This window comes from Pseudomonas sp. F-14 TE3482 (assembly GCF_053629455.1).
Genome location: NZ_JBRJII010000001.1, coordinates 917,106 through 938,293, shown reverse-complemented (window position 1 = coordinate 938,293; position 21,188 = coordinate 917,106). Strand labels below are relative to the sequence as shown.

Annotated in this window: 18 protein-coding genes; 4 read left to right on the top strand and 14 right to left on the bottom strand. The window is 60.2% G+C overall.

Features of this window, described 5'->3' with window-relative positions:
* Positions 1 to 8 precede the first annotated feature (8 nt).
* From AB7M26_RS04100 to AB7M26_RS04075, 6 genes are all read right to left on the bottom strand, one after another.
* Positions 9 to 1,250, bottom strand: coding sequence for an SfnB family sulfur acquisition oxidoreductase (locus tag AB7M26_RS04100; protein ID WP_218396861.1), 1,242 nt, complete (start codon positions 1,248 to 1,250; stop codon positions 9 to 11).
* Between the two features lie 406 nt (positions 1,251 to 1,656).
* Positions 1,657 to 2,421 (bottom strand): hypothetical protein, encoded by a 765-nt coding sequence (locus AB7M26_RS04095; protein WP_123498314.1) that lies wholly within the window; start codon positions 2,419 to 2,421, stop codon positions 1,657 to 1,659.
* Positions 2,422 to 2,925: 504 nt separating this feature from the next.
* Positions 2,926 to 3,675, bottom strand: a complete 750-nt coding sequence (tcyN, locus tag AB7M26_RS04090) for an L-cystine ABC transporter ATP-binding protein TcyN (protein ID WP_008068688.1) — start codon at positions 3,673 to 3,675, stop codon at positions 2,926 to 2,928.
* Between the two features lie 4 nt (positions 3,676 to 3,679).
* Complete coding sequence (gene tcyL, locus AB7M26_RS04085) at positions 3,680 to 4,345, bottom strand: cystine ABC transporter permease (RefSeq protein WP_007903115.1); 666 nt, start codon at positions 4,343 to 4,345, stop codon at positions 3,680 to 3,682.
* A complete protein-coding gene (tcyJ, locus tag AB7M26_RS04080) occupies positions 4,345 to 5,139 on the bottom strand; it encodes a cystine ABC transporter substrate-binding protein (RefSeq protein ID WP_123498316.1) in 795 nt (264 codons plus the stop codon). Before tcyJ ends, tcyL begins: the two co-directional genes overlap by 1 nt.
* A 299-nt stretch (positions 5,140 to 5,438) precedes the next feature.
* The gene (locus tag AB7M26_RS04075) at positions 5,439 to 6,431 is read right to left on the bottom strand and encodes a D-cysteine desulfhydrase (protein ID WP_123498318.1); all 993 of its coding nucleotides are present in this window, start codon (positions 6,429 to 6,431) and stop codon (positions 5,439 to 5,441) included.
* Between the two features lie 190 nt (positions 6,432 to 6,621).
* On the opposite strand from AB7M26_RS04075, the gene epsC reads away from it, so the two are divergent.
* Both epsC and betT read left to right on the top strand, forming a co-directional pair.
* The gene (gene epsC, locus AB7M26_RS04070; RefSeq protein ID WP_123498320.1) at positions 6,622 to 7,548 is read left to right on the top strand and encodes a serine O-acetyltransferase EpsC; all 927 of its coding nucleotides are present in this window, start codon (positions 6,622 to 6,624) and stop codon (positions 7,546 to 7,548) included.
* Between the two features lie 424 nt (positions 7,549 to 7,972).
* Entirely contained in the window at positions 7,973 to 9,928 is a 1,956-nt protein-coding gene (betT, locus tag AB7M26_RS04065) for a choline transporter BetT (protein WP_185022179.1), read from the top strand.
* Positions 9,929 to 9,954: 26 nt separating this feature from the next.
* Here the strand turns inward: betT and AB7M26_RS04060 are convergent, their stop codons facing one another.
* Positions 9,955 to 10,215, bottom strand: coding sequence for a hypothetical protein (locus tag AB7M26_RS04060; protein ID WP_123498325.1), 261 nt, complete (start codon positions 10,213 to 10,215; stop codon positions 9,955 to 9,957).
* A gap of 317 nt (positions 10,216 to 10,532) precedes the next feature.
* On the opposite strand from AB7M26_RS04060, the gene mgrA reads away from it, so the two are divergent.
* Positions 10,533 to 11,570 (top strand): L-glyceraldehyde 3-phosphate reductase, encoded by a 1,038-nt coding sequence (gene mgrA, locus AB7M26_RS04055; RefSeq protein ID WP_123498327.1) that lies wholly within the window; start codon positions 10,533 to 10,535, stop codon positions 11,568 to 11,570.
* Positions 11,571 to 11,734: 164 nt separating this feature from the next.
* Here the strand turns inward: mgrA and tauD are convergent, their stop codons facing one another.
* The 5 genes from tauD to AB7M26_RS04030 form a co-directional block, all read right to left on the bottom strand.
* Entirely contained in the window at positions 11,735 to 12,577 is an 843-nt protein-coding gene (tauD, locus tag AB7M26_RS04050; protein ID WP_123498329.1) for a taurine dioxygenase, read from the bottom strand.
* A 72-nt stretch (positions 12,578 to 12,649) separates the two neighbouring features.
* Positions 12,650 to 13,147, bottom strand: a complete 498-nt coding sequence (locus AB7M26_RS04045; protein ID WP_429388004.1) for a GNAT family N-acetyltransferase — start codon at positions 13,145 to 13,147, stop codon at positions 12,650 to 12,652.
* Between the two features lie 12 nt (positions 13,148 to 13,159).
* Positions 13,160 to 15,256: a biotin/lipoyl-binding protein gene (locus AB7M26_RS04040; RefSeq protein ID WP_123498333.1), complete on the bottom strand. Its 2,097-nt coding sequence runs from the start codon at positions 15,254 to 15,256 to the stop codon at positions 13,160 to 13,162.
* A complete protein-coding gene (locus tag AB7M26_RS04035) occupies positions 15,257 to 16,576 on the bottom strand; it encodes an efflux RND transporter periplasmic adaptor subunit (RefSeq protein WP_007906386.1) in 1,320 nt (439 codons plus the stop codon). It lies immediately after the preceding gene.
* Positions 16,573 to 17,355 carry an efflux RND transporter periplasmic adaptor subunit gene (locus AB7M26_RS04030; RefSeq protein ID WP_123498338.1) on the bottom strand — a complete coding sequence of 261 codons (783 nt, stop codon included), beginning with the start codon at positions 17,353 to 17,355 and terminating at the stop codon, positions 16,573 to 16,575. Before AB7M26_RS04030 ends, AB7M26_RS04035 begins: the two co-directional genes overlap by 4 nt.
* Positions 17,356 to 17,855: 500 nt before the next feature.
* Here AB7M26_RS04030 and AB7M26_RS04025 point away from each other — a divergent pair, with 500 nt between their 5' ends.
* Positions 17,856 to 18,545, top strand: coding sequence for an NYN domain-containing protein (locus tag AB7M26_RS04025; RefSeq protein WP_123498340.1), 690 nt, complete (start codon positions 17,856 to 17,858; stop codon positions 18,543 to 18,545).
* On the opposite strand, the gene AB7M26_RS04020 is transcribed toward AB7M26_RS04025, so the two are convergent.
* Together AB7M26_RS04020 and AB7M26_RS04015 are read right to left on the bottom strand one after the other, a co-directional pair.
* Positions 18,526 to 20,103: an efflux transporter outer membrane subunit gene (locus AB7M26_RS04020; RefSeq protein WP_123498342.1), complete on the bottom strand. Its 1,578-nt coding sequence runs from the start codon at positions 20,101 to 20,103 to the stop codon at positions 18,526 to 18,528. The two genes, AB7M26_RS04025 and AB7M26_RS04020, sit on opposite strands and share 20 nt — an antisense overlap.
* A complete protein-coding gene (locus AB7M26_RS04015; protein WP_123498344.1) occupies positions 20,100 to 21,164 on the bottom strand; it encodes an HlyD family secretion protein in 1,065 nt (354 codons plus the stop codon). The genes AB7M26_RS04020 and AB7M26_RS04015 overlap by 4 nt, the downstream gene beginning before the upstream one ends.
* Positions 21,165 to 21,188: the final 24 nt, after the last annotated feature.

Genomic DNA, 21,188 nt, shown 5'->3' with positions numbered 1-21,188 from the left:
TCTGGTGGTCAGATCCAGGAATGCCGCGCAGGCAAGGTTCCATTGAGGTGGTAAGCGCCAACCGCGTGATACTTCCAGCGCACCGGGTCGTGCAGCGTGTGCACTCGGGCATTGCGCCAGTGGCGGTCGAGGTTGAATTCGGCGAGGGTGGCGCGGCTGCCGGCCAGTTCGAAGAGCTTTTCGCTGGCCAGCAGCGAGATCTCGGTGGTCAGCACTTTGGCTTCAGCCACGGCGATCGAGGCGCGTGCAGCGGACTCGGCGGTGAGCGGCGCGGCGTTGACCTGATCGAGTACTTGCCCGGCCTTGCGCAACAACGCTTCGGCGGCGTGCAGTTCGATTTTCAGCTTGCCGATGTCGGCGATCACATAGAGGTCGTCGCTGGCCCGGTCGACCTTGGCGTCGATCCACGGCCGTGCGCGTTTTTGCACGAATTCGATGGCGTCATCGATGGCGCCCCGAGCAATGCCGGCGTCGATGGCTGCTTGAATCAACTGCGACACGGCGCCTTGAGTATTCGGGCTGTCGTTGATCTTCCAGTTATCCACCACCAGCTCGGCGTCGACCCGCACGTTGTTGAGCAAAAGGGTGCCGCTGGCGGTGGTGCGCTGGCCGAAACCCGACCAGTCATCAACGATGCGCAACCCCGGGGTACCACGACGGACGAAGGCCAGCACTTGCTTGCCGTCGTCGTTCAGCGCTTTGACGGCCACCCAGTGGGCGAACAATGCGCCGGTGGAATAGAACTTCTGCCCGTTGATGACGAAGCCATCGCCGTCGGCGCTGATCCGCGCCTTGAGCTCCAGGGTGTTTTTGGTTCCGCGCTCCGGCCCTGCGTTACCGATTCGCCAGCCTTCGAGCACGCTTTTGAACAGCTGCTTTTTCTGCGACTCGGTGGCGGCGCCGAGTATCAGGTTGAGAATCCCGAACTGGTTCTGCGGGATCTGCCCCAACGCCGGGTCGGCCGCGGAAATGATCGCGAACACCGAGGCCAGGGTGACGAATGAAACCTGCGGGCCACCATATTCTCGCGGGATGGAAATACTGCCCAGACCGCTGCGGGTGAACTGCTCTATTTCCGACCACGGCAACTTGCGTTGCTGGTCACGTTTGGCTGCTTGCAGGCGGGCGACTTGCGCCAGCTCATGGGCCGCCTTGATGGCTTGTGCGTCGTTGCGCAAGACCTGCGCGGGCAACAACAATGGGGCGATGTCCAGATCACTCTGGATTACTGCGTCTGCCAGACTGGACATCAGTGCCGCTCCTTGGCTGCACGCAATGCCCTGGCGATTTGCACTGGGGTGATTGTGTTCCGGACCATACCTACCTCACATCTCATGAAAGCGCCGCATGGGTTGCGGCGAACGAAAAACACGAATGTCCGGTGGTCCGGTGTATATACCCTAAACGTGTATAAATAATTAATGAACTAACTTTTAGGAATATGCATAGAAGGGTGACTTCGCCCAAGTGGTCGGAGCCCCTGTGGCGAGGGAGCTTGCTCCCGCTCGGCTGCGCAGCAGTCGCAAAAATCGTTAACGGGGTTCAATTTGAAAGAACGCGTTTGTCGGTTTCAGGGGCGCTTCGCACCCCAGCGGGAGCAAGCTCCCTCGCCACAAAGAGCTGTCATGACCCAGCAGGAGTGTTGCTACAGGGGCTTCACTTCTTTCGGGATTCAGCAGCCATGAGCGCTTCTTTCGGCGGCACTTTCAGGTAGGGATTGGCGCAACCGATCTTCAGTGTGCGGGCCGGTGCCCACCGCGAGTTGTTTCCCACGCGGTCGAGGATGCAGTAGGTCACTTCCAGTCGAAGGTCTTCGCCGGCTTCGACAATGATCGCCGGGGGCACCCACACCTGAATCGGCTGACCCACATCGCAAGCCTTGAGCTTGGGCAGGTCCATGCGCACGTCGCCCCAGCGCAAGGTGATTTCGTCTTCGGCGGCCATGTTCAGGTACGGTTCGATGGTCACCGGGACACCGCGCTTGACCTGGTTCGGATTGACCCCCTGACGGCGAATGGTCTCGGGGATAAACACCGGCGCCAGGCTCTGGTTTTCCTCATCGCAAAGGGGCGAGGGCAGGCCGCCCGGGCAATCGAGTTTGATCTGGACGCGCGCCGCCGGTGATACCGCTGGCCCTTGCCCCACCTGCATGACCTTGTAATGGACGCGGGCAGAACCATTGGCAATGAAGCTTTCCGGCACCCGCAGGCTCACGGCTTTACTGTCATGGTCGGCCCCCAACACGCTGGAGGCGACATAGCAGTTGTCCCAAAACAGCTCGATCAGATCGCCTTCATCCATGCCGGGGTAGGGTGGCACGTCGATCATAAGATGAGCGGCCGAGGTGATGTTGATACCGGCCTTGTGGCTTTGCGCCAGGGTCGGGGCTGCAAGTTCAGGTTTGTTGGAAGTGCTGGTCATGGGTTTCTCTCCTTGAGGCTTTGCCGCGAAGTCCATTTCTGAAAGATCGAAAGGCGTGAATTACCAAGCAACAAAACGATTCGCTATTGGCGCGATTAAATAATAATGAGTGTGATGGCTGTTGCCTGTTGGGAACTAGATAAGAGTGCGTTTGAATAGGTGTCAATAGCGTGGGTTGGTTAAAGGTTAGTTCTTGCGTGATTCAGAAAGCTCCTACGCAGTAGGGTTAATAAACCGCATCACTCTGTCGAATAAAGTGGGGTATTTGGTGGGTTTTATGCCTCTTAGGCAGCAACCCTCTGAGCGTGGGTAGCAGGGTATTTTGTAAATTTTAGGCGATATGAATCTGTTGCAGGACATATATATGTACCGCATGGGAGGCCGGGAAGTTATTTGGGGTGGGGGCGAATGGTGTAAGTCGTTGAAAGATGCTATTTGCTTTTATAAGGTGGAGTTAATGTCACTTCCATCCATGGAAGTTGACAATTTTCGAGTGGGGCAGCACTAAGCGTTATTAAGAAACTTGCTGAGAAACTGTTTCGTCCGTTCCTCTTTCGGGTTGGCAAACAGTGCCTTGGCTTCGCCTTGTTCGACGATCACACCCTTGTCGAAAAACACCACACGGTTGGCCACGTCCCGGGCAAAGCCCATTTCGTGGGTAACGATCACCATGGTGCGTTTCTCCTCGGCCAGGCCACGGATAGTCGCCAACACTTCACCCACCAGTTCCGGGTCCAGCGCCGAGGTCGGTTCATCGAACAGGATCACTTCCGGTTCCATCGCCAACGCCCGGGCAATCGCCACACGCTGTTGCTGACCGCCAGAGAGGCGTCGCGGGTAAGCGTCTTCCTTGCCCGCCAGGCCGACCTTGGCCAACAGCTTTTTACCCAGGGCAACGGCTTCGGCGCGCGGGATCTTTTTCACCACCAACGGGCCTTCGATCACGTTCTCCAGGGCCGTGCGATGGGGGAACAGGTTGAAGTTCTGGAACACAAAACCCACGTGCTGGCGCAAGCGCCGTACCAGGCTCTGCTGCTGGTTCAGGGGGCGGCTGCCATCGATCTCGATGTCGCCGACCTTGATCCGGCCGCTGCTAGGCTCCTCGAGAAAGTTCAGGCAACGCAGGAAGGTGGTCTTGCCCGAGCCGCTGGGGCCGATGATCGCCACCACCTCGCCTTCCTTCACCTGCAGATCGATGCCGTTGAGCACCACCTGACCCTTGAACTGCTTTGTCAGTTTTTCCACGACAATCATTGGGTCAGGACTCCTGGTCGTGCCGATTGACCCGCGCTTCCAACTGGTTCTGCAGGTGCGACAGTACAGTCGCCAGAACCCAGTAGATCAGCGCAGCGGCAAGATACATGGTGAAAATTTCGAAGGTGCGAGCGGTAATCAGCTGTGCCTGACGGAACAGCTCCGGCACCTGAATGGTGGCTGCCAGCGCCGTGTCCTTGACCAGCGAGATAAAGCTGTTGCCCAAGGGTGGCAAGGCCGTGCGCGCCGCTTGCGGCAGGATGGCCCGGCGCAGGGTTTGCGCGCGGGTCATGCCGATACTGGCGGCAGCTTCCCATTGGCCGCGCTCGATGGAGCTGATGGCGGCACGCAGGATTTCGCAGGCGTAGGCGGCCATGTTCAGCGAGAAGCCGATCAGGGCCGCTGGCAATGGATCAAGTTCGATGCCCAGTTGCGGCAAGCCGTAATAGATCACGAACAGTTGCACCAGCAACGGCGTGCCGCGAAAGAACGACACATAGATGCGGGCGATCCAGCTCACCAGTTTGAAGCGCGACAGCCGCATCAACGCCAGGCCGAAGCCCATCAGCAGGCCGAAGAACATTCCGCCCAGGCTCAGGATGACCGTGTAGTACGCGCCCTTGAGCAGAAAGGGCGCGGAGTCCAGCGCAAGTTGGAAAGCTTCTCCCATTATTGAGTGACGTCAGCGCTGAAGTATTTTTCCGACAGCTTTTTCAGCGTACCGTCGGCACGCAGCTTGTCGATGGCTTTGTTCACCGCGGCCAGCAGCTCAGGCTCGCCTTTGCGCAGGGCAATACCGGCTTCCTGGCGGGAGAACGCTTCGCCGGCGGCGGCAGTGTCCTTGGCCTTCCTGGCATATTCCAGCGCGGCCAGGCGGTCGATCAGAATGGCGTCGATGCGGCCGACGCGCAGATCCTGGAACTTGGTCGGATCATCTTCGTAGGTGCGGATGTCAGCCTTAGGCACATTCTCTTTCACCCACTGCTCGTAGTTGGTGCCCAAGCCCACGCCGACTTTCTTGCCGGCCAGATCGGCGGCGGTCTTGATGGTGTCTTTGTTTTTGGTCAGGGTCAGCGCCTGAATCCCGGAAACGGTGTAAGGCGTGGAGAAGTCGTACTTCTTCTTGCGCTCTTCGGTGATGGTCACCTGGTTGATCACCGCGTCCAGACGCTTGGATTCCAACGCAGCGAGGATGCCTTCCCATTTGGTCGGCTGCAGTTTGACCTTCACGCCCAGCTCTTTGGCCAAGGCTTCGGAGAACTCGACTTCGAAGCCGCTCAGTTTGCCGTCGGCATCGACGAAGCTGAACGGTGGATAAGTGCCTTCCAGACCGACGTTGATCACGCCTGCGTCCTTGATTTTTTGCAGTTGCTCACCAGCCACTGCCTGCCCGAGCAGGCCGGCGCTCAGCGCCAGGCCCAGCGAACCCACCAGCAGATTTCGACGTAATGCGGAAAAATTCATGACAAGCCCCTGTGTTTTCTTATGGAAGACGCTTAAGGAAAGTTGGCAAATTCGGGATTTGAACGACTGCGATATCCTGCCCTAAAGCAGCTTATGCGTCTTGCTGCAAATTCGCCTGCGGCGTGACTATATGATGTTGCCTTTAGATAGGAAAATACTAAATATTGAGTTTGTTATTCTTTTCTTGGCTAAGTGATCGTTCCCACGCTCCTGCGTGGGAATGCCTCTAGGGACGCTCCACGTCCAGTGACGCGGAGCGTCACGGGCTGCCTTCCCACGCAGAGCGTGGGAACGATCATTTACAGAAAGTCTTTGTAGGCAAACAGTGCCGGAGCCCCACCGGTGTGCAGGAAGATGATCGGGCCGTCATTGAAGCGCTGGCGCCCGATGCCGTCGAGCAAACCGGCCATGGCCTTGCCGGTGTACACCGGATCCAGCAACAACCCTTCCTGGCTCGCCAGCAGCTTCAGCGCCGACAGTGTCCCGGCATTCGGCTCGCCATAACGCGGGCCGAAATATTCGTCCCACAAATCGATTTTGAAATTCGCCGGCAGGCCCACGCCCAGCAGCTCGGCCGTGCGCTCGGCGAGGCCCTGGACTTTCGGTCGTTGATCTTCATCGCTACGGGAAACAGTCACGCCAATCACTGGCAAATCCGGCAGTGCTTCGCTCAAGGCCAGCGCCAGGCCGCTGTGGGTGCCAGCACTGCCGGACGCCAGCACCACCGCGGCGAATTGCAGCCCGGTGTCCTTGATCTGTTCGGCCAGCTCCAGGCCGGCACGGACATAACCCAAAGCGCCCAATGCATTCGAGCCACCAATCGGCACCAGATACGGCTTTTTACCGTTGCTGCGCAGACGCCCGGCCAGCGCTTCCAATTGCTCGTCGGCGTTGTCGAGGTTTTCCACCAGCTCGACCTTGGCATCGAACAGGTCCAGCAACAGCCGATTGCCGTTGCCGACATAGTTGCTGTCGTCGGTGCCCAGCGGATTTTCCAGCAGGGCCACGCAGCCCAGGCCAAGCTTGGCCGCAATGGCAGTGGTCTGGCGCACGTGGTTGGACTGGATCGCGCCAGCAGTGATCAGGGTATCAGCGCCTTGGGCCAGGGCATCGGCAGCCAGGTATTCGAGTTTGCGTAGCTTATTGCCGCCCAGTGCCAATGGCGTCAGGTCATCGCGTTTGACGTACACATCGCGGCCCAGCCAGGTCGACAGGCGTTCGAGTTTTTCCAGGGGAGTAGGATGACCGAGCAGGTCGAGGCGGTTAAAGCGGGCAAGCTGTTGTTTGATCATGGGTCCGTACTGGCGGAGGAAGATGTCAGGACTATAGGCACGGGTATTTAGTGGGGCAACTGCCAATCGCTTATAGCCAAAAGTATTGAGCCCAGCACTATTGGTTCTTAATTCGGCTGCAAGCCGTTGCCGTAAAGTAATCGCGGTTAATGCGGCCAGACAGTCCGGCCGCCCGTGAGGAGTTTTTACCGTGAGCGAGCGTTCCAGCCATTGGCAATTGCAGACCATCGTCAGCCAACTGCGTACGGCGCGCGAGCAGTGGCGCGCACAAAACGGCCGTGCCAGCGGCGAGCAGGGCGGTCGCGAGTTGCCGTCCCGAGCGGCCATGGCGGATATTCTCGAAGCCTTGTGCGGTGCGCTGTTCCCGATGCGTCTGGGCCCGGTGGATTTGCGCGAGGAGAGTGAAGACTTTTACGTCGGTCACACACTCGACGTGGCATTGAACGCGTTGCTGGCTCAGGCGCGGCTCGAACTGCGTTACGCCGCGCGCCACAGTGACCAGGCCGACACTGAAGTCGAAGCCAAAACCATCCAGATCATTCAAGATTTCGCTCTCGCTTTGCCGGGGCTGCGCACTCTGTTGGACACCGACGTGCTGGCGGCCTATCACGGCGACCCGGCGGCTCGCAGTGTCGATGAAGTGTTGCTCTGCTATCCGGGAATTCTGGCGGTGATTCACCATCGTCTGGCCCATCATCTGTATCGCGCCGGCTTGCCGCTGCTGGCGCGGATCAGCGCGGAAATCGCCCACTCGGCCACCGGCATCGACATCCATCCGGGTGCGCAGATCGGTCGCAGTTTCTTCATCGATCACGGGACGGGTGTGGTGATCGGCGAGACCGCGATCATTGGCGAGCGCGTGCGGATTTACCAGGCGGTGACCTTGGGCGCCAAGCGCTTCCCGGCGGACGAAGACGGCCAGTTGCAGAAGGGCCACCCACGGCATCCGATCGTCGAGGACGATGTGGTGATCTATGCCGGCGCGACGATTCTGGGGCGCATCACCATCGGCAAAGGCTCGACCATCGGCGGCAACGTCTGGCTGACCCGCAGTGTGCCGGCGGGGTGCAACCTCAGCCAGGCGAATCTGCAGCATGATGATGGGACGCAGAAGTAGGGGCCAAAATCTCCAGTGGTCTTTCTGACGCCATCGCGGGCAAGCCCGCTCCCACAGGTTTTGTGTTGAACGGCAATTCCGTGACCGACACGAAACCCTGTGGGAGCGGGCTTGCCCGCGATGGTTTCAGGTCAGGCCGAAATAATGGCATTTAGCTAATTTCCCGCCGAACGAATCCCGCAAACCCCGCGTCATACCCTTCCTTGAGCTAGCGTATGAAAACTACCGCCGAGCCCTGCGATTAGTCCTTAGCCCCCTATCCATGTTTAACTTGAACGCTCATTCAAGTTAAACCGCCGGTTTGCTGCCCGCTCACAACAGGAGGCTTGCCTTTGCCGAGTCCGTTTTTGATTGCCCTGTTTCACCCCCTTGAGGTGCACTTTTCATGAGTGCATCGTCTACCCCCGCAAGCGGCCAGGTCCGCATGAATCCGCCGGTGTTTTATTTCGCGGCGACCTTTATTTTGTTGTTCGCCGTCGTGGTCATGGCGATACCCGAACAGGCCGGTGCCTGGCTTCTGGAAGCGCAAAACTGGGCGGCCAATACGGTCGGCTGGTACTACATGCTCGCGATGACGCTGTATCTGGTCTTCGTGGTGGTCACCGCCTTGTCTGGCTACGGCAAGATCAAGCTCGGTGCCGACCACGACGAGCCCGAATTCAGCTACCTGTCCTGGGCCGGCATGCTGTTTGCCGCCGGGATCAGCATCACGCTGTTTTTCTTTTGCGTGTCCGAACCGCTGACGCACCTGGCGCAACCGCCGCAAGGTGAAGCCGGCACGGCGGATGCGGCGCGTCAGGCGATGCAGATTCTGTTTCTGCACTGGGGCCTGCACGGTTGGGGCGTGTTCGCCTTCGTCGGCATGGCGCTGGCCTATTTCGCCTATCGACATAACCTGCCGCTGGCTCTGCGTTCGGCGCTGTACCCGCTGATCGGCAAGCGCATTAACGGCCCGATCGGCTACGCGGTGGACGGCTTCGGCATCATTGCCACGGTGTTCGGCCTCGGCGCCGATATGGGCTTTGGTGTTTTGCACCTCAACTCAGGGCTTGACTACCTGTTCGGCATCGCCCACACCCAGTGGATTCAGGTCGGCCTGATCACGCTGATGATGGGCGCGGCGATCATCGTCGCGGTGTCCGGCGTCGATAAAGGCGTGCGGGTGATGTCCGACATCAACATGCTGCTGGCCTGTGCGCTGCTGCTGTTCGTGTTGTTCGCTGGCCCCACCCAGCACTTGCTCAACACACTGATCCAGAACATCGGCGATTACCTCGGCGCCTTGCCGATGAAGAGTTTCGACCTCTACGCCTATGACAAACCCAGCGACTGGCTGGGCGGCTGGACGGTGTTCTACTGGGCCTGGTGGATTGCATGGTCGCCGTTCGTGGGCCTGTTTATCGCGCGGATTTCCCGTGGCCGGACCATCCGTGAATTCGTCTTCGGCGTGCTGTTGATTCCGCTTGGTTTCACCCTGGCGTGGATGTCGATCTTCGGCAACAGCGCCATCGATCAGGTCCTCAACCACGGCATGAGCGCGCTCGGGATGTCGGCCATCGACAACCCGTCGATGACCCTGTACCTGCTGCTGGAAACCTACCCGTGGAGCAAAACCGTGATTGCGGTCACGGTGTTCATCAGTTTCGTATTTTTCGTGACGTCCGCCGACTCCGGCACTGTGGTGTTGTCGACGTTGTCCGCCAAGGGCGGTAACCCGGATGAAGACGGGCCGAAATGGCTGCGAGTGTTCTGGGGCGCGATGACGGCGCTGGTGACCAGCGCGCTGTTGTTCTCCGGCAGCATCGACGCCTTGAAGTCAGCGGTGGTGCTGACCTCATTGCCGTTCTCGTTGATTTTGCTGCTGATGATGTGGGGGCTGCACAAGGCGTTTTATCTGGAATCGCAGAAGCAGATCGCGCAACTGCATTCCCTCGCGCCGGTGTCCGGCTCGCGACGCGGAGGTTGGCGTCAGCGCTTGAGTCAGGCGGTGCATTTCCCGTCGCGCGATGAGGTCTATCGCTTCCTCGATACGACGGTGCGTCCGGCGATTGAAGAAGTGACGGCAGTGTTCGTCGAGAAGGGCTTGCACGTGGTCACTCAGCCCGATCCGGCCAATGACAACGTCAGCCTGGAGATCGGTCACGGCGAACTGCATCCGTTCATCTATCAGGTGCAGATGCGCGGGTACTTCACGCCATCGTTCGCCCGTGGCGGCATGGGTTCCAAGCAACTCAACAACCGTCGTTACCACCGCGCCGAAGTGCATTTGAGAGAGGGCAGTCAGGATTACGATCTGGTGGGCTACACCAAGGAGCAGGTCATCAACGATATCCTCGACCAGTACGAGCGGCACATGCAGTTCCTGCACCTGGTGCGTTGATTGAAAAGGGTGGCGCTGACGTCTTGTCAGGCGTCAGTGCTCATCGTCATGAACAACACCAGCGCCGCCACCGGCACGCCGAATACTGCGCTACCCACCACCAGTTCCGTGCTCAACGGCTGGCCGGCGTTGACCATGCCGACCGCGCCGTTGATCAAGGTCAACGCCAGCCACAGCACGACAAAGCTGTAGGCCAGGGTCTGGCGGGAGAAACCGATTTTCTCGCCGATGAACAGCATCAGCGCCAGCAGGATCAGGCCGAAGAAGATGATGATTGCTGTGTGCATGGTGAGTCCACCCTTCAGGTATGTATTGCTTTTGAGGCAGCCATCGCGAGCAGGCTCGCGATGGGGTCACCTCGGTGTCCTTGCTACTTATTGAGCATAGGCACCGCTGCGCTTGAACTGATCTGGTTTTTTGTGCCGCGTTGCGTTAGTTGTCGGCGTGAACGCTGGGAGGAAATATGCGGTGGGTCAGATTTAATAATTTGTGAAACGTTTCAGCATTTTCTCGAGTCCGAGGTTTATCGGCGTTTGTCCAAGCGTATGCTGGGCAACTTGCAAAGCAGTCGATACCCCATTCAAGACCGACAAGAGAGGATTCGATGACCTACACCGCTGCCGAAAACCGCTACGATTGCATCCCTTACCGCCGCGTGGGGCGCAGCGGGCTGGTGCTGCCGGCCCTGTCTCTGGGCTTGTGGCACAACTTCGGCGACAGCACGCCGATCGACACCCAGCGTTCGTTGCTGCGCACGGCATTCGATCTGGGCATCAACCATTTCGACCTGGCCAACAACTACGGCCCGCCGTATGGCAGCGCCGAGATCAACTTCGGTCGTTTGCTGCGTGAAGACTTCAAGCAGTACCGCGATGAGTTGATCATCTCCAGCAAGGCCGGTTGGGATATGTGGGCCGGCCCTTACGGTCAGGGCGGGGGTTCGCGTAAATACGTGCTGGCCAGCCTCGACCAGAGCCTGCAACGTCTGGGCCTCGATTACGTAGACATCTTCTATTCCCACCGCTTTGACCCGGACACGCCGCTTGAAGAAACCGCCAGCGCACTGGCCACTGCCGTGCAGCAGGGCAAGGCGCTGTACATCGGCATCTCGTCCTATTCCGGGGTGAAAACCCGTGAAATCGCCGGGTTGCTGAAGGAGTGGAAAGTACCGTTGCTGATCCATCAACCGGCCTACAACCTGCTCAACCGCTGGGTGGAAAAGGACCTGCTGGACACCACCGATGAACTCGGCACCGGCGTGATCGCCTTCACGCCATTGGCTCAGGGGCTGTTGACCGACAAGTACCTCAATGGCGTGCCAGCGGATGCACGGGTCAATCGTCCGGGGGGTGGTTCGCTGCAGGCGGCTCACCTGTCCGAAGCCAACATCGCCCATGTGCGGGCACTCAATGAAATCGCCAAGCGCCGTGGTCAGAGCCTGGCGCAACTGGCGCTGGCCTGGACCCTGCGCGATCCACGGGTGACCTCGGCGCTGATAGGCGCGAGCCGGCCGGAGCAGATTATCGAGAACGTCGGGGCGTTGAAGAATCTGAGTTTCAGCGTGGAAGAACTGGCGGAGATTGACCGGTTTGCCCAGGAGGGTGGGGTCAATCTTTGGGAGAAGCCTTCGACGGCGGAATAAGTGTTCGGCGCCGGATTTCCTGATCTCAGTAACATCGCTATCGCGGGCAAGCCCGCTCCCACAGTGGATTTGTACTGACCAATATTTTGCGGTCAACCGATAACCTTGTGGGAGCGGGCTTGCCCGCGATGGGGTCATCAATTTCAGTACAAAAAACTGGCTGATCAGCGAAAAAACGGCACATCCCCCAACACAGTCGCCCGCTGCATCACCCGCCGTGCCGGGCGGTAATCATCCACCGCGTGATGCTGGGTCACGCGATTGTCCCAGAACGCGATGTCGTCTTTCTGCCAGCGCCAGCGGATGGTGAATTCCGGCCGTGTGGTGTGGGCGAACAAGAATTTCAGAATCACCTCGCTTTCCGTTTCCGACAGCTCATTGATCTTCGACGTGAACCCTTCATTGACGAATAGCGACCGGCGCCCGCTCACCGGGTGCGTGCGAATCACCGGGTGCGATAGCGGCGGGTTTTTGCGCCGGGCTTCTTCCCACTGGGCCAACGCGTCCGGTGTATTGCCATAGCGCTCCAGGGGGAACGAACGGGTGAAATCGTGAGTTGCAGTCAGCCCTTCTAGCAGGGTTTTCATCGGTGCGGACAGTGCTTCATACGCCGCAATACCACTGGCCCACAGCGTGTCGCCGCCAAATTCGGGCAGCAGTTTGGCGCTGAGCACTGCGCCCATGGCCGGGGTCGGCAGGAAGGTCACGTCGGTGTGCCAGATCGCGTTGTCCCGAACGTCCGTGACGGCGGTGTCGAGGATCAGCACTTGCGGCTGCTCCGGCACGTTCGGGTAGATCGGATGAATGTGCAGGTCGCCAAAATAGGCGGCGAACCGCGCTTGCTGCTGCGGCTCGATCGGCTGGTCGCGGAAGAACAGCACTTGATGCTTGAGCAGCGCCTGCTCGATGGCATCGCGTTGCTCAACGTTCAGCGGCTGGCTGATATCGATGCCGCTGATTTGCGCGCCGAGGGCGCAGCTGAGAGGGACGATTGTCAGGTTACTCATGGTGGTTCTCTTCGAATTCTGTATCGAGCTTTTGTGGGAGCGAGCCTGTGGCGAGGGGACCTTGCCCCGGGCTCAACCCTGTGGGTACCACACCAACCGCTCTGCCGCCGGGTTGCGTTCTTCAACCTGAAACCCCAGCGCCAGGTAATGCTGGCGAGCATGGAGGTTATTGGCCCAGACCACCGTCGCCACCGGGCAGCGAATTTGTTGCGCAGCTTTTTGCACGCCTTGCAGCACCGTCCGACCGTAACCCTTGCCGCGGGCCTGGGGGATAAACGCCAGGTACAGCACGCGAATTTCATTGGGGCCAAAGTCGGTGGTCAGTGCGCCGATGGCCGTGTCGAGTTTCTCGATCACATAATGCATGGCGTTGGGGAAGTTCTCCCCCAGTCCTTGTTCCTGCACCCTGAATTGCTGGGCAACCACCTGCTCAACCACTTCCTGCTCACCGTCGATCCATTGCAGATCCGGCCGCGCCGCCTGGTAAAGGCTGTGCAGAAAAGGTCCATCGCTGGTCCGCGAAGGCCTGACCACCAAGCCGTCCGCTGCCACTGAATCGGTTTTCGCCATCGCTGTTCCTCCTTAGAAACCGCTTTCCCTGACCCCCAGCGCCGCCAAGCGCCGCCAGGCAACGCCCAGCAACGACTCGCCACTGCCCTGCAACACCACAATGCCGCGCAACGGCTGTACCGGTGTCGGGGTATTTTCGAGGATGCTCAATCGCGCGCCGTACTGCGCCTGTACCGGCTCGGCGCGTTGATGCTGATCACGCCGCACGGCGATCGGCCCGTGGTGATCGGAAGTCAGCGCTTCCTGATCGACATAAGCCACGCCGTTGGTGTCGATTTCGCTCAATTGCACGGCGATCGCCGGGTGCATCGGATCATCGGCGATGAACCGTCCGCTGGCTCCCGGGGAGACACGCCAGAGTTCGGCCTCGGCCAGATAACCGCGCAACCGCGCGCCGTCCTCGACTACCCGGGTCAAAGGATCTTTGGTCGAAAGCCAGCGGCCGACCGTTAACTGTGGCAACAGATCGCGCACCTTGCCACCGTGTGGGGCGCGCAGCAGCAGACGTTCACGCTGAGCGGCCAGGCCGCGGTATTCGGCCACGGCTTCGGCCAGGCGCTGCTCGACGATTCCGGCGTCGGCGGCGGTTTCGCTACGGCCGGCCTGACGACGCATCTGTAATTGCTGGATCTGGATTTCGCGACGGACGATGGCCTGGCGTGAATCCAGATCCGGGGATTCCAGCTCGATCAGCACCTCACCTTGAGCGACGACCTGGCCGTCGTGCACATTCACCGTTTTGACCCGCGCCGCCACGGGCGCGTGCAGGGCGCTGGCGCGTCCGGCCTCAAGCATTGTCGGCAACTCCACCGCGCTACGCCAAGGCAACGCCAGCAGCAACAACAACCCAAGCAACACCAGACCGCTGAGCAGTACCCGAGGCGCATGCGCCTGTTCGCGACGGCTCCACCATTGCCGCCACTCGCTCAGGATCGGCAGGAAGATGAACCACACCAACTCCACCAGCATCAGGAAAATCCCCAACACCTTGAAGAACAGGTGATAGACCGCCAGCGCAATCCCGAAAAACAGCACCGCGCGCCACAGCCACGCGCCATACCCCCAGATCAGCAAACGCCGCTGCATCTTCGGCGACCACGGCTCCGGTGCCGGGGCTGCGTAGCCGAACAAAAACTCGCGCAGCCGCCAGCGGCACAAGGCAAAGGCCCGCCCTTGAAGGTTGTCCACTTCCCAGAAATCACTGAGCAGGAAGTAGCCATCAAAACGCATGAACGGGTTAAGGTTGATGACCAGTGTGGTGATCCAGGTCGCACTGGCGAGCATGAACGCCGCCGTGCGTCCGGGACCGTCAGGCAGCAGTGACCAGGCGAGCAGCGCGATACACGCCAACACCAGTTCCGCCAGCACCCCGCCGGCGCCAATCAGCAACCGCGTACGGCGATCATTGACTCGCCAGGCGTCGCTGACATCCGTGTAAAACATCGGCAGCAGCACCATGAATGCCACGCCCATGCTCTGCACCCGACAACCGGCGCGCTTGGCCATGAAGGCGTGGCCGAACTCGTGGCACAGCTTGGCGAAAAACAGCGCCACAGCAAACGCCAGGGCACCGCCGAGGCTGAACAGGTGCGGAAAGGTCGCGATAAACCGCTGCCAGTCCCGTGACACCAGAAACACCCCGAGCCCCAGCGTCACCGGCAATCCGTAGCGCAATGCACGCGGGCCGAAACGCTCCAGCCACGGCCAGGCGCGATTGAGAAAGGCGTCCGGACGCCACAGCGGAATCCGGAAAAACAGGTATTGATGCAGCAAGATTTGCCACAGGCTTTGGCGCTGAGCCGCGGCCTTCAGGCTATAACTGGCGCGCTGCGACGGGTCGAGGGCGCTGATCAGATCGTGGCCGCGCAAAAACTCCAGCAATTGCTCAAGCGCCGCGCCATCCAGCGGTAGCCCCGGTTCGCGATTGGCGGCACGCAGCACGTGCTCCGGATCTCCCAGGGACCAATGGCGCAGCAAGCGCATCGCCGCCGCACCGAGTTTGAAATAACGCCCGCGCACCGGGTCGGCCAGGGTCCAGCGCGGCGACCCGTCGAGGGCCGGGGCCGCCGCCGACAATTGCAGGTCTGCCCGCAGGCTCGGCAGGTTCATCTACAGGCCCACGCTCTGACGCAACCCGGCCAGCGGTCGGCGCAACAGGTACAACGCCAGCGGCGCACGGTCGCCGAAGACTTTCGCAGTGCCGCGCAAACCGATGCGCGGCGGCGCGGCGTCGAACGTCGCATCCAGTCGATAAGCCAGTTGCCCGGCAGCGGTGGGCTGCGCTTCGTAGGCCGAACGTTCGAGTTTGGCCAAGTGCCGCTGCAGCGGATCACTGTCGAGAAACAGCGCGACTTGTGCGCCCGGTTCCAGGGCAATCGCATCGCCCACGGCCAACTCGATGCGCAATTCGGCCTGGTTCGGGTCGGCGATTTCCATCAGCCGCTCGCCGGTTTGCACCGGTTTGCCGGTCCAGCGTTCGGCGTCGGCGAACACCGCGATACCGTCCCGCTCCGCTCGTACTTCGCTGCGTTTGAGCAGTTCACGGGCGTAATCCCGTTCGGCGCGCTTCTGCTCCACTCGCGCCGCCAGCAGATCGATTTTCGAACTGGACTCGGCATCGGCGAAGGAACGTTGGGAATTGGCCTTGAGTTCCGCTTCGGCAACGCCCAGGGCGCGCTCGGCCACATCGGCCTGAGCCTTGAGCGTGGTGCTTTCGAAGCGCAGCAGCAGGTCGCCGGTTTTCACCGCCTGATTGGGTTTGACCAGAAACTCGGCGATCACCCCGTCCAGCGGCGCGGCGACCACCCGACCGCCCAACGGGACGACTTCGGCCGGCGCCAGCACCGATTGGCGCACCGGAATCAGCAACCCGAGCAACAACACGGCAACCAGCGCCACCTGACGCTTGCGCGTCCAGCGTAATCGCCAGGGCTTGCGCGGTTGCTGCGCGAGCCAGGCATGGCTGTAGGTGTCGCCCAGTTGCGACAGCAGCACTTGTTCGGAAGGGTTCCACGGCACATCCCGCGCCAGCCACAGACCGCCGAACACCTCGCCCTGATGATCGATCAGCGGCAGCCAGAACACCTGAGCGGCTGACAGACTTTGCCAATCGGCCAGAATCGATTCGCTAAGGAGATCAGGCGCAATCACCCGCGCCTGTTTCAGCACCTCAAGCTTGAACAGCTGTGCGACCGCCTGCTCGACAAACGCCACGAACGGCGCATTCGGTTCCACGGCACTAACACCGGTAACCGCCTGCACCTTGCCGGCGATCAACAGCGCGGCATGGCGGAAACCGAACAGCGCCTGACCGTCATTGACCAGGCTGTAAGCCAGTTGCGAAGGCGTGCGCGCGGCGCGGGTCTGGCGTTCGAGGTCGAGAAACCTGGCGAACACCTGCTCGGCGCCGCCGGTCACCGGGGCGTTCATTTGAGCTCCGCGAAATGCGCCGTTCCGCTCATGCCGGCCAACAGACCGTTGGCGTTGGGCAGCGCCGCCACCAGCAGCAAGGTCTGGCTGCCTTCGTCTATCCGCGCACCGAGGCGTTTGACCGTGGCATCCAGCGGCTGACCGGTTTCATCGGGGATAAAACTGAATGTCTGGCCGGGCTTGAGCTTGCCCATCCAGCGCGATGGCACCAACAGGTGAATTTCAAGGGTGCGGTTATCGACCACGTCCAGCAACGGGGCGCCGGCGGCAACGCTTTCGTAGCGTTTGACCTTGCGCTCGACGACCTGACCATCGAATGGCGCAACCACGCTGCAGCGTTTGACCTGAACCTGATAGACCTGAGACTGCGCCTGAATCTCGCTGACCTTGGCCTCGGCCCGCGCCACTTCAAAGCGCCCGACTGAATTCAACGCCGCCAGTTGTTTGTTGTGCGCCAGCTCTTCACCGGCGCCACGGCTGGCGGCCTGCGCCGCGTTGAGCTGAGCCTGATAAGCCGAGCAGTCAAACCGCGCCAGGGTGTCGCCTTTTTTGAACGACTCGCCCTCACTGAACGGCAACTCGACAATCCGCCCCGACAACTCGCTGGCCAGCACCGCCTGATCCCGGGCCCGCAGCACACCACGGGCTTCATTGCTGACCGACGCATTCCCGCCAACCGCGTTGCTTTCCAGCAACGGATCGTCTGGCGCAGGCGTTTGCGCCTGTACTACGCACGTTACAAAGGTCAATCCTGCAACCCAAACACGAAAACGCCGCATAACCGTAACTCCCTGACGGATGAGCGGAGTCTATGACAGCGGGGGTGAGCGTCAAGCGGATGGGCATTATTGGTTGGAAATGTAATGTTTCAAAAAGGATAAAACTTTCAAGGCGGTTGTTTGATTCCTGGGTCAATGAGCATCGGTATTAAATCCCACATGAAATCAGGAACGTCCATTCAACCTAAACTGAAGACGGCAATAGACACTTCGCCGATCTAGGGACAGGCGGATGCTTCAAACTTCTCCCTGCAACAATCACAAATAATTGAACCCGGGAATGCCTTGACCATCGATCATGCAAATGCCCAAAACTGGTTGGCCGGCGACTGGAAATCGTCCAGTCGAGTAGAACCTTGGTCCGTCGAGGGTTGACGTGCTAACGCACTCAATTTAGGATCAACCCACTACTCAACCCCGTACGCAGAGATTAGGTTCTCTGGCAGTTGGGGTGAAAAAACCGGCTTAGGCCGGTTTTTTCGTTTCTGAGGATTGGATTTGTGCGTACTGCGTTCTTCGTTGACGGCTACAACGTGTTCTACGGGTTGTTAGCAGGCACTCCTTACAAATGGCTGAATTTGCCAAAGTTGTTGGCCCACATCGCCTACATCGAAAATCCTCGAAGCTCACTCGTTTCAATGGATTACTTCACTTCCTCCGTCAAGCCGGAGCTGGCTACTCGCGGCAAAATTTCCAAGGAGGCGCAGGACACCTATGTCCGAGCACTCAAGGCCAATAATGTGTCCGTTCACTATGGTCGCCATCAACTTGAACCCGCAAGAGCGCCACGTTTTATCGACAAAAAGATCGGTGCGTCACGCCAGGACAAAGTCGCTATCTGGAAACTCGAAGAGAAAGAAACTGACGTCCACATCGCAATAAGCATGTATCGCACCGCGGCGAGAGAAACCAACGAGCACAACGCAAAGCGCATTCAACAGCTCGTTCTTGTTTCCGGGGACACAGATATGGCTCCCGCATTAAAAGCCATCCGAGAGGATTTTCCGCAGATGATAATTGGCGTTGTTCTCCCATGCAGGACCGAGTTCAAACGCTCACCACCGGGCTCTTTAAAGGAGCACTCACACTGGATGCGACGTGTCGTAACCTCAGAAGAGCTGCAACTGCACCAGTTTCCAGTTCGCGTGGCGACTCATAAGGCGCCCGCGATCAAACCGGATTATTGGTAACGGCGCTTACCACCGGATACACCGACTCCCATCCCCCACCTAACGCCTTGTACAAACCAACCATCGCCAACGACACCCCAGTCGAGCTCTCGACCCACTGCTGTTGGGTCGCCAGTAATTCGCCTTGCACGGTGAGGACGTTGACGAAATCCACCACCCCTTCGACGTATTGCTGTTGCGCGGTACGCAGGGCGATCTGGTTCTGGCGCACGGCTTCGGCGAGGCTGTCGCGGCGCAGTTGACTGGCGTTGTAGGCGGTGAGTTGATCGTCGATTTCATGCCAGGCCCGCAGCACGGTTTGCTGGTAGGCCAGCGCCGCTTCCTGTTGCTGGGCTTCGCGCAGGTGCAACACGCCGCGCAGGCGACCGCCGTCGAACAGCGGCAGGCTGAACTGCGGGCCGATGCCGAACGAGCGCGAGCCCCAGGAGCCGAAATCGCTCAATTGCAGGGCTTGCGAGCCGATGTTGCCCGACAGGGTGATCCGCGGATAAAAGTCGCCCTTGGCCACGCCGATGCTGGCGGTCGCGGCATGCAGGCGGGCTTCGGCCTGACGTATGTCCGGGCGGCGCTCGGCCAATTGCGACGGCAAGCCGATGGCGACCTGATGCGGGGTTTGCGGCACCGGGGCGTCTGTGGATAACTCGGCGGACAGCGCTTGCGGCGGTTCGCCCATCAACAGGCTCAAGGCGTTGATCAGTTGCGACTGACGCTGCTCCAGCGCCGGCAAACGTGATTCGATGGCCGCGACTTGCGCAGCGGCTTCGGCGACGTCCAGATCTGTGGCAACACCGTCGGCCAGGCGCAGTTGCGAGAGTTTCAAACTATGCCGGGCGACGTCGAGGTTTTGCTCGGTGACGGCCCGCGTGCTTTGCACACCGCGCAGCTGAATGTAGTCCTGAGCGGTTTCGGCGAGCACTGACAGCAGCACACCACGGAGATCGTTTTCCGCCACTTCCAGAGTGGCATCGGCGGCTTCGGTTTCGCGGCGCACACGGCCCCAGAAATCCAGCTCCCAGGAGGCGGAAAAGCCGGCGTCCCACAGGTTGAACGCCGAGTCGCCGTCGTTGCCCGACGGATCGTTCAGGCCTTCACCGCTGTTGCGTTTGCGCCCGTAGCTGCCGTTGGCGGCGGTAGTGGGATAGCGGTCGGCGGTGATCACCTGACGCGCGGCTCGGCTTTGCTGCAAGCGGCGGGTGGCGAGTTTCAGGTCGAGGTTGTCGGTCAGGGCGCGTTGGGTCAGGGCCGAGAGTTTCGGGTCGTGGAATACTTCCCACCAGCGTTCGTCCATTTCGCTGGGAATGATCTGACTGGCGGCGGCTTTAGTTGATTTGGACCATTCGGCCACTTGTTGCGCCTGAGGCTTTTGGAAGTCCGGGCCGACGGTGCAGGCACTCAATGAAAGCAGACTCAACACAAAAACCACTGAATGAATGCTGACCCTGTGGCGAGGGGGCTTGCCCCCGTTCGAGTGCGCAGCGCTCGCAAATTTTAGGTCCGCTGCGCGGCCCAACGGGGGCAAGCCCCCTCGCCACAGGGATGTGCAATTAACAAAGTTCATCGTTGCGCAACCTCATGCTCGCTGGCGCTTGCAGTATCAATCCTCGCCTCCACCGACATCCCTACCCGCAACCGCTCGGCCAATGGCTGCCCCGGATCGAGGAGGATTTTCACCGCAATCCGTTGCACAACCTTGGTGAAGTTGCCGGTGGCGTTGTCCGGTTTGACCGAGGCGAAGGTCACGCCGGTAGCCGGTGCGATGCTCTCCACGCGGCCGCGCAGTGCTTCGCCGCCGAGGCTGTCGACGTGCACTTGCACGCTCTGCCCAGGCTGTACGTCAGTCAGTTGGGTTTCCTGAAAATTGGCGACCACATACGCCCGTTCCAACGGCACCACAGCGAGAATCTTGCTGCCCGGTGTGACATAGGCGCCGACCCGTACTGCGCGCTCGCCGACCATGCCGTCCTGAGGCGCAACGATGCGCGTATAGGACAGCTCATAGCTGGCCATTTCCAGCGCCGCTTGTGCTCTTTTCAGCCCGCCTTCGGCCGCATCACGCTGGGCGGTCAGGATCTCCACCTGCTTACGTTCCGCCGCGAGCACCGCCGTGGCATTGGCCAAACGGGCGGAGGCCTGATCGATGCGTGTGCGTGCTTGCTGAGCATTTTGCACCGTGCCGGCGCCGACCCCGGCGAGATGGTTGTAGCGGTTCAGTTCATGCTCGGCGAAGGCCATTTCAGCCCTTGCTGAAACCACCGTAGCCTGGGCTTGAGCGATCACCGATGTCTGGCGCTCCAGGGTGGCCCGAGCGTTCTGCAACTGCGCCCTGGCCACCAGGGTTTCAGCGTCAGCGGCCTCAGCGGCAGCGCGTAGATCGCGGTCGTCGATCAACGCCAGTAGCTGTCCGGCCTTGACCAGCTGGTTGTCTTCCACGAGCACGTCTTTGATGAACCCCGCCACGCGCGGCGCCACCCGGGTGAAGTCCGCCGAGACGAAAGCATCGTTGGTGCTCTGCTGTGTACGCTTGCCGAACAAGCCCGGCGCCATCAGGTAAATCAACACGCCGAGCGCCATTACTGCGGCAACGCCAACAGCGACTTTTTGCTTTGATTGAGTCGTCATAAAAACCTTCTGTTTCAGTGAAGC

What these genes read in the sequence shown, in the direction of transcription:
- tcyL (WP_007903115.1), bottom strand. Translation starts at nt 4,345, where the DNA reads ATGGGAGAAGCTTTCCAACTTGCGCTGGACTCCGCGCCCTTTCTGCTC.
- AB7M26_RS04075 (WP_123498318.1), bottom strand. Translation starts at nt 6,431, where the DNA reads ATGATCAAACAACAGCTTGCCCGCTTTAACCGCCTCGACCTGCTCGGT.
- tauD (WP_123498329.1), bottom strand. Translation starts at nt 12,577, where the DNA reads ATGAGTAACCTGACAATCGTCCCTCTCAGCTGCGCCCTCGGCGCGCAA.
- AB7M26_RS04040 (WP_123498333.1), bottom strand. Translation starts at nt 15,256, where the DNA reads ATGAACCTGCCGAGCCTGCGGGCAGACCTGCAATTGTCGGCGGCGGCC.
- tcyN (WP_008068688.1), bottom strand. Translation starts at nt 3,675, where the DNA reads ATGATTGTCGTGGAAAAACTGACAAAGCAGTTCAAGGGTCAGGTGGTG.
- AB7M26_RS04095 (WP_123498314.1), bottom strand. Translation starts at nt 2,421, where the DNA reads ATGACCAGCACTTCCAACAAACCTGAACTTGCAGCCCCGACCCTGGCG.
- tcyJ (WP_123498316.1), bottom strand. Translation starts at nt 5,139, where the DNA reads ATGAATTTTTCCGCATTACGTCGAAATCTGCTGGTGGGTTCGCTGGGC.
- AB7M26_RS04035 (WP_007906386.1), bottom strand. Translation starts at nt 16,576, where the DNA reads ATGAACGCCCCGGTGACCGGCGGCGCCGAGCAGGTGTTCGCCAGGTTT.
- AB7M26_RS04015 (WP_123498344.1), bottom strand. Translation starts at nt 21,164, where the DNA reads ATGACGACTCAATCAAAGCAAAAAGTCGCTGTTGGCGTTGCCGCAGTA.
- AB7M26_RS04045 (WP_429388004.1), bottom strand. Translation starts at nt 13,147, where the DNA reads ATGGCGAAAACCGATTCAGTGGCAGCGGACGGCTTGGTGGTCAGGCCT.
- AB7M26_RS04030 (WP_123498338.1), bottom strand. Translation starts at nt 17,355, where the DNA reads ATGCGGCGTTTTCGTGTTTGGGTTGCAGGATTGACCTTTGTAACGTGC.
- AB7M26_RS04060 (WP_123498325.1), bottom strand. Translation starts at nt 10,215, where the DNA reads ATGCACACAGCAATCATCATCTTCTTCGGCCTGATCCTGCTGGCGCTG.
- AB7M26_RS04020 (WP_123498342.1), bottom strand. Translation starts at nt 20,103, where the DNA reads ATGAACTTTGTTAATTGCACATCCCTGTGGCGAGGGGGCTTGCCCCCG.
- AB7M26_RS04100 (WP_218396861.1), bottom strand. Translation starts at nt 1,250, where the DNA reads ATGTCCAGTCTGGCAGACGCAGTAATCCAGAGTGATCTGGACATCGCC.
- betT (WP_185022179.1), top strand. Translation starts at nt 7,973, where the DNA reads ATGAATCCGCCGGTGTTTTATTTCGCGGCGACCTTTATTTTGTTGTTC.
- mgrA (WP_123498327.1), top strand. Translation starts at nt 10,533, where the DNA reads ATGACCTACACCGCTGCCGAAAACCGCTACGATTGCATCCCTTACCGC.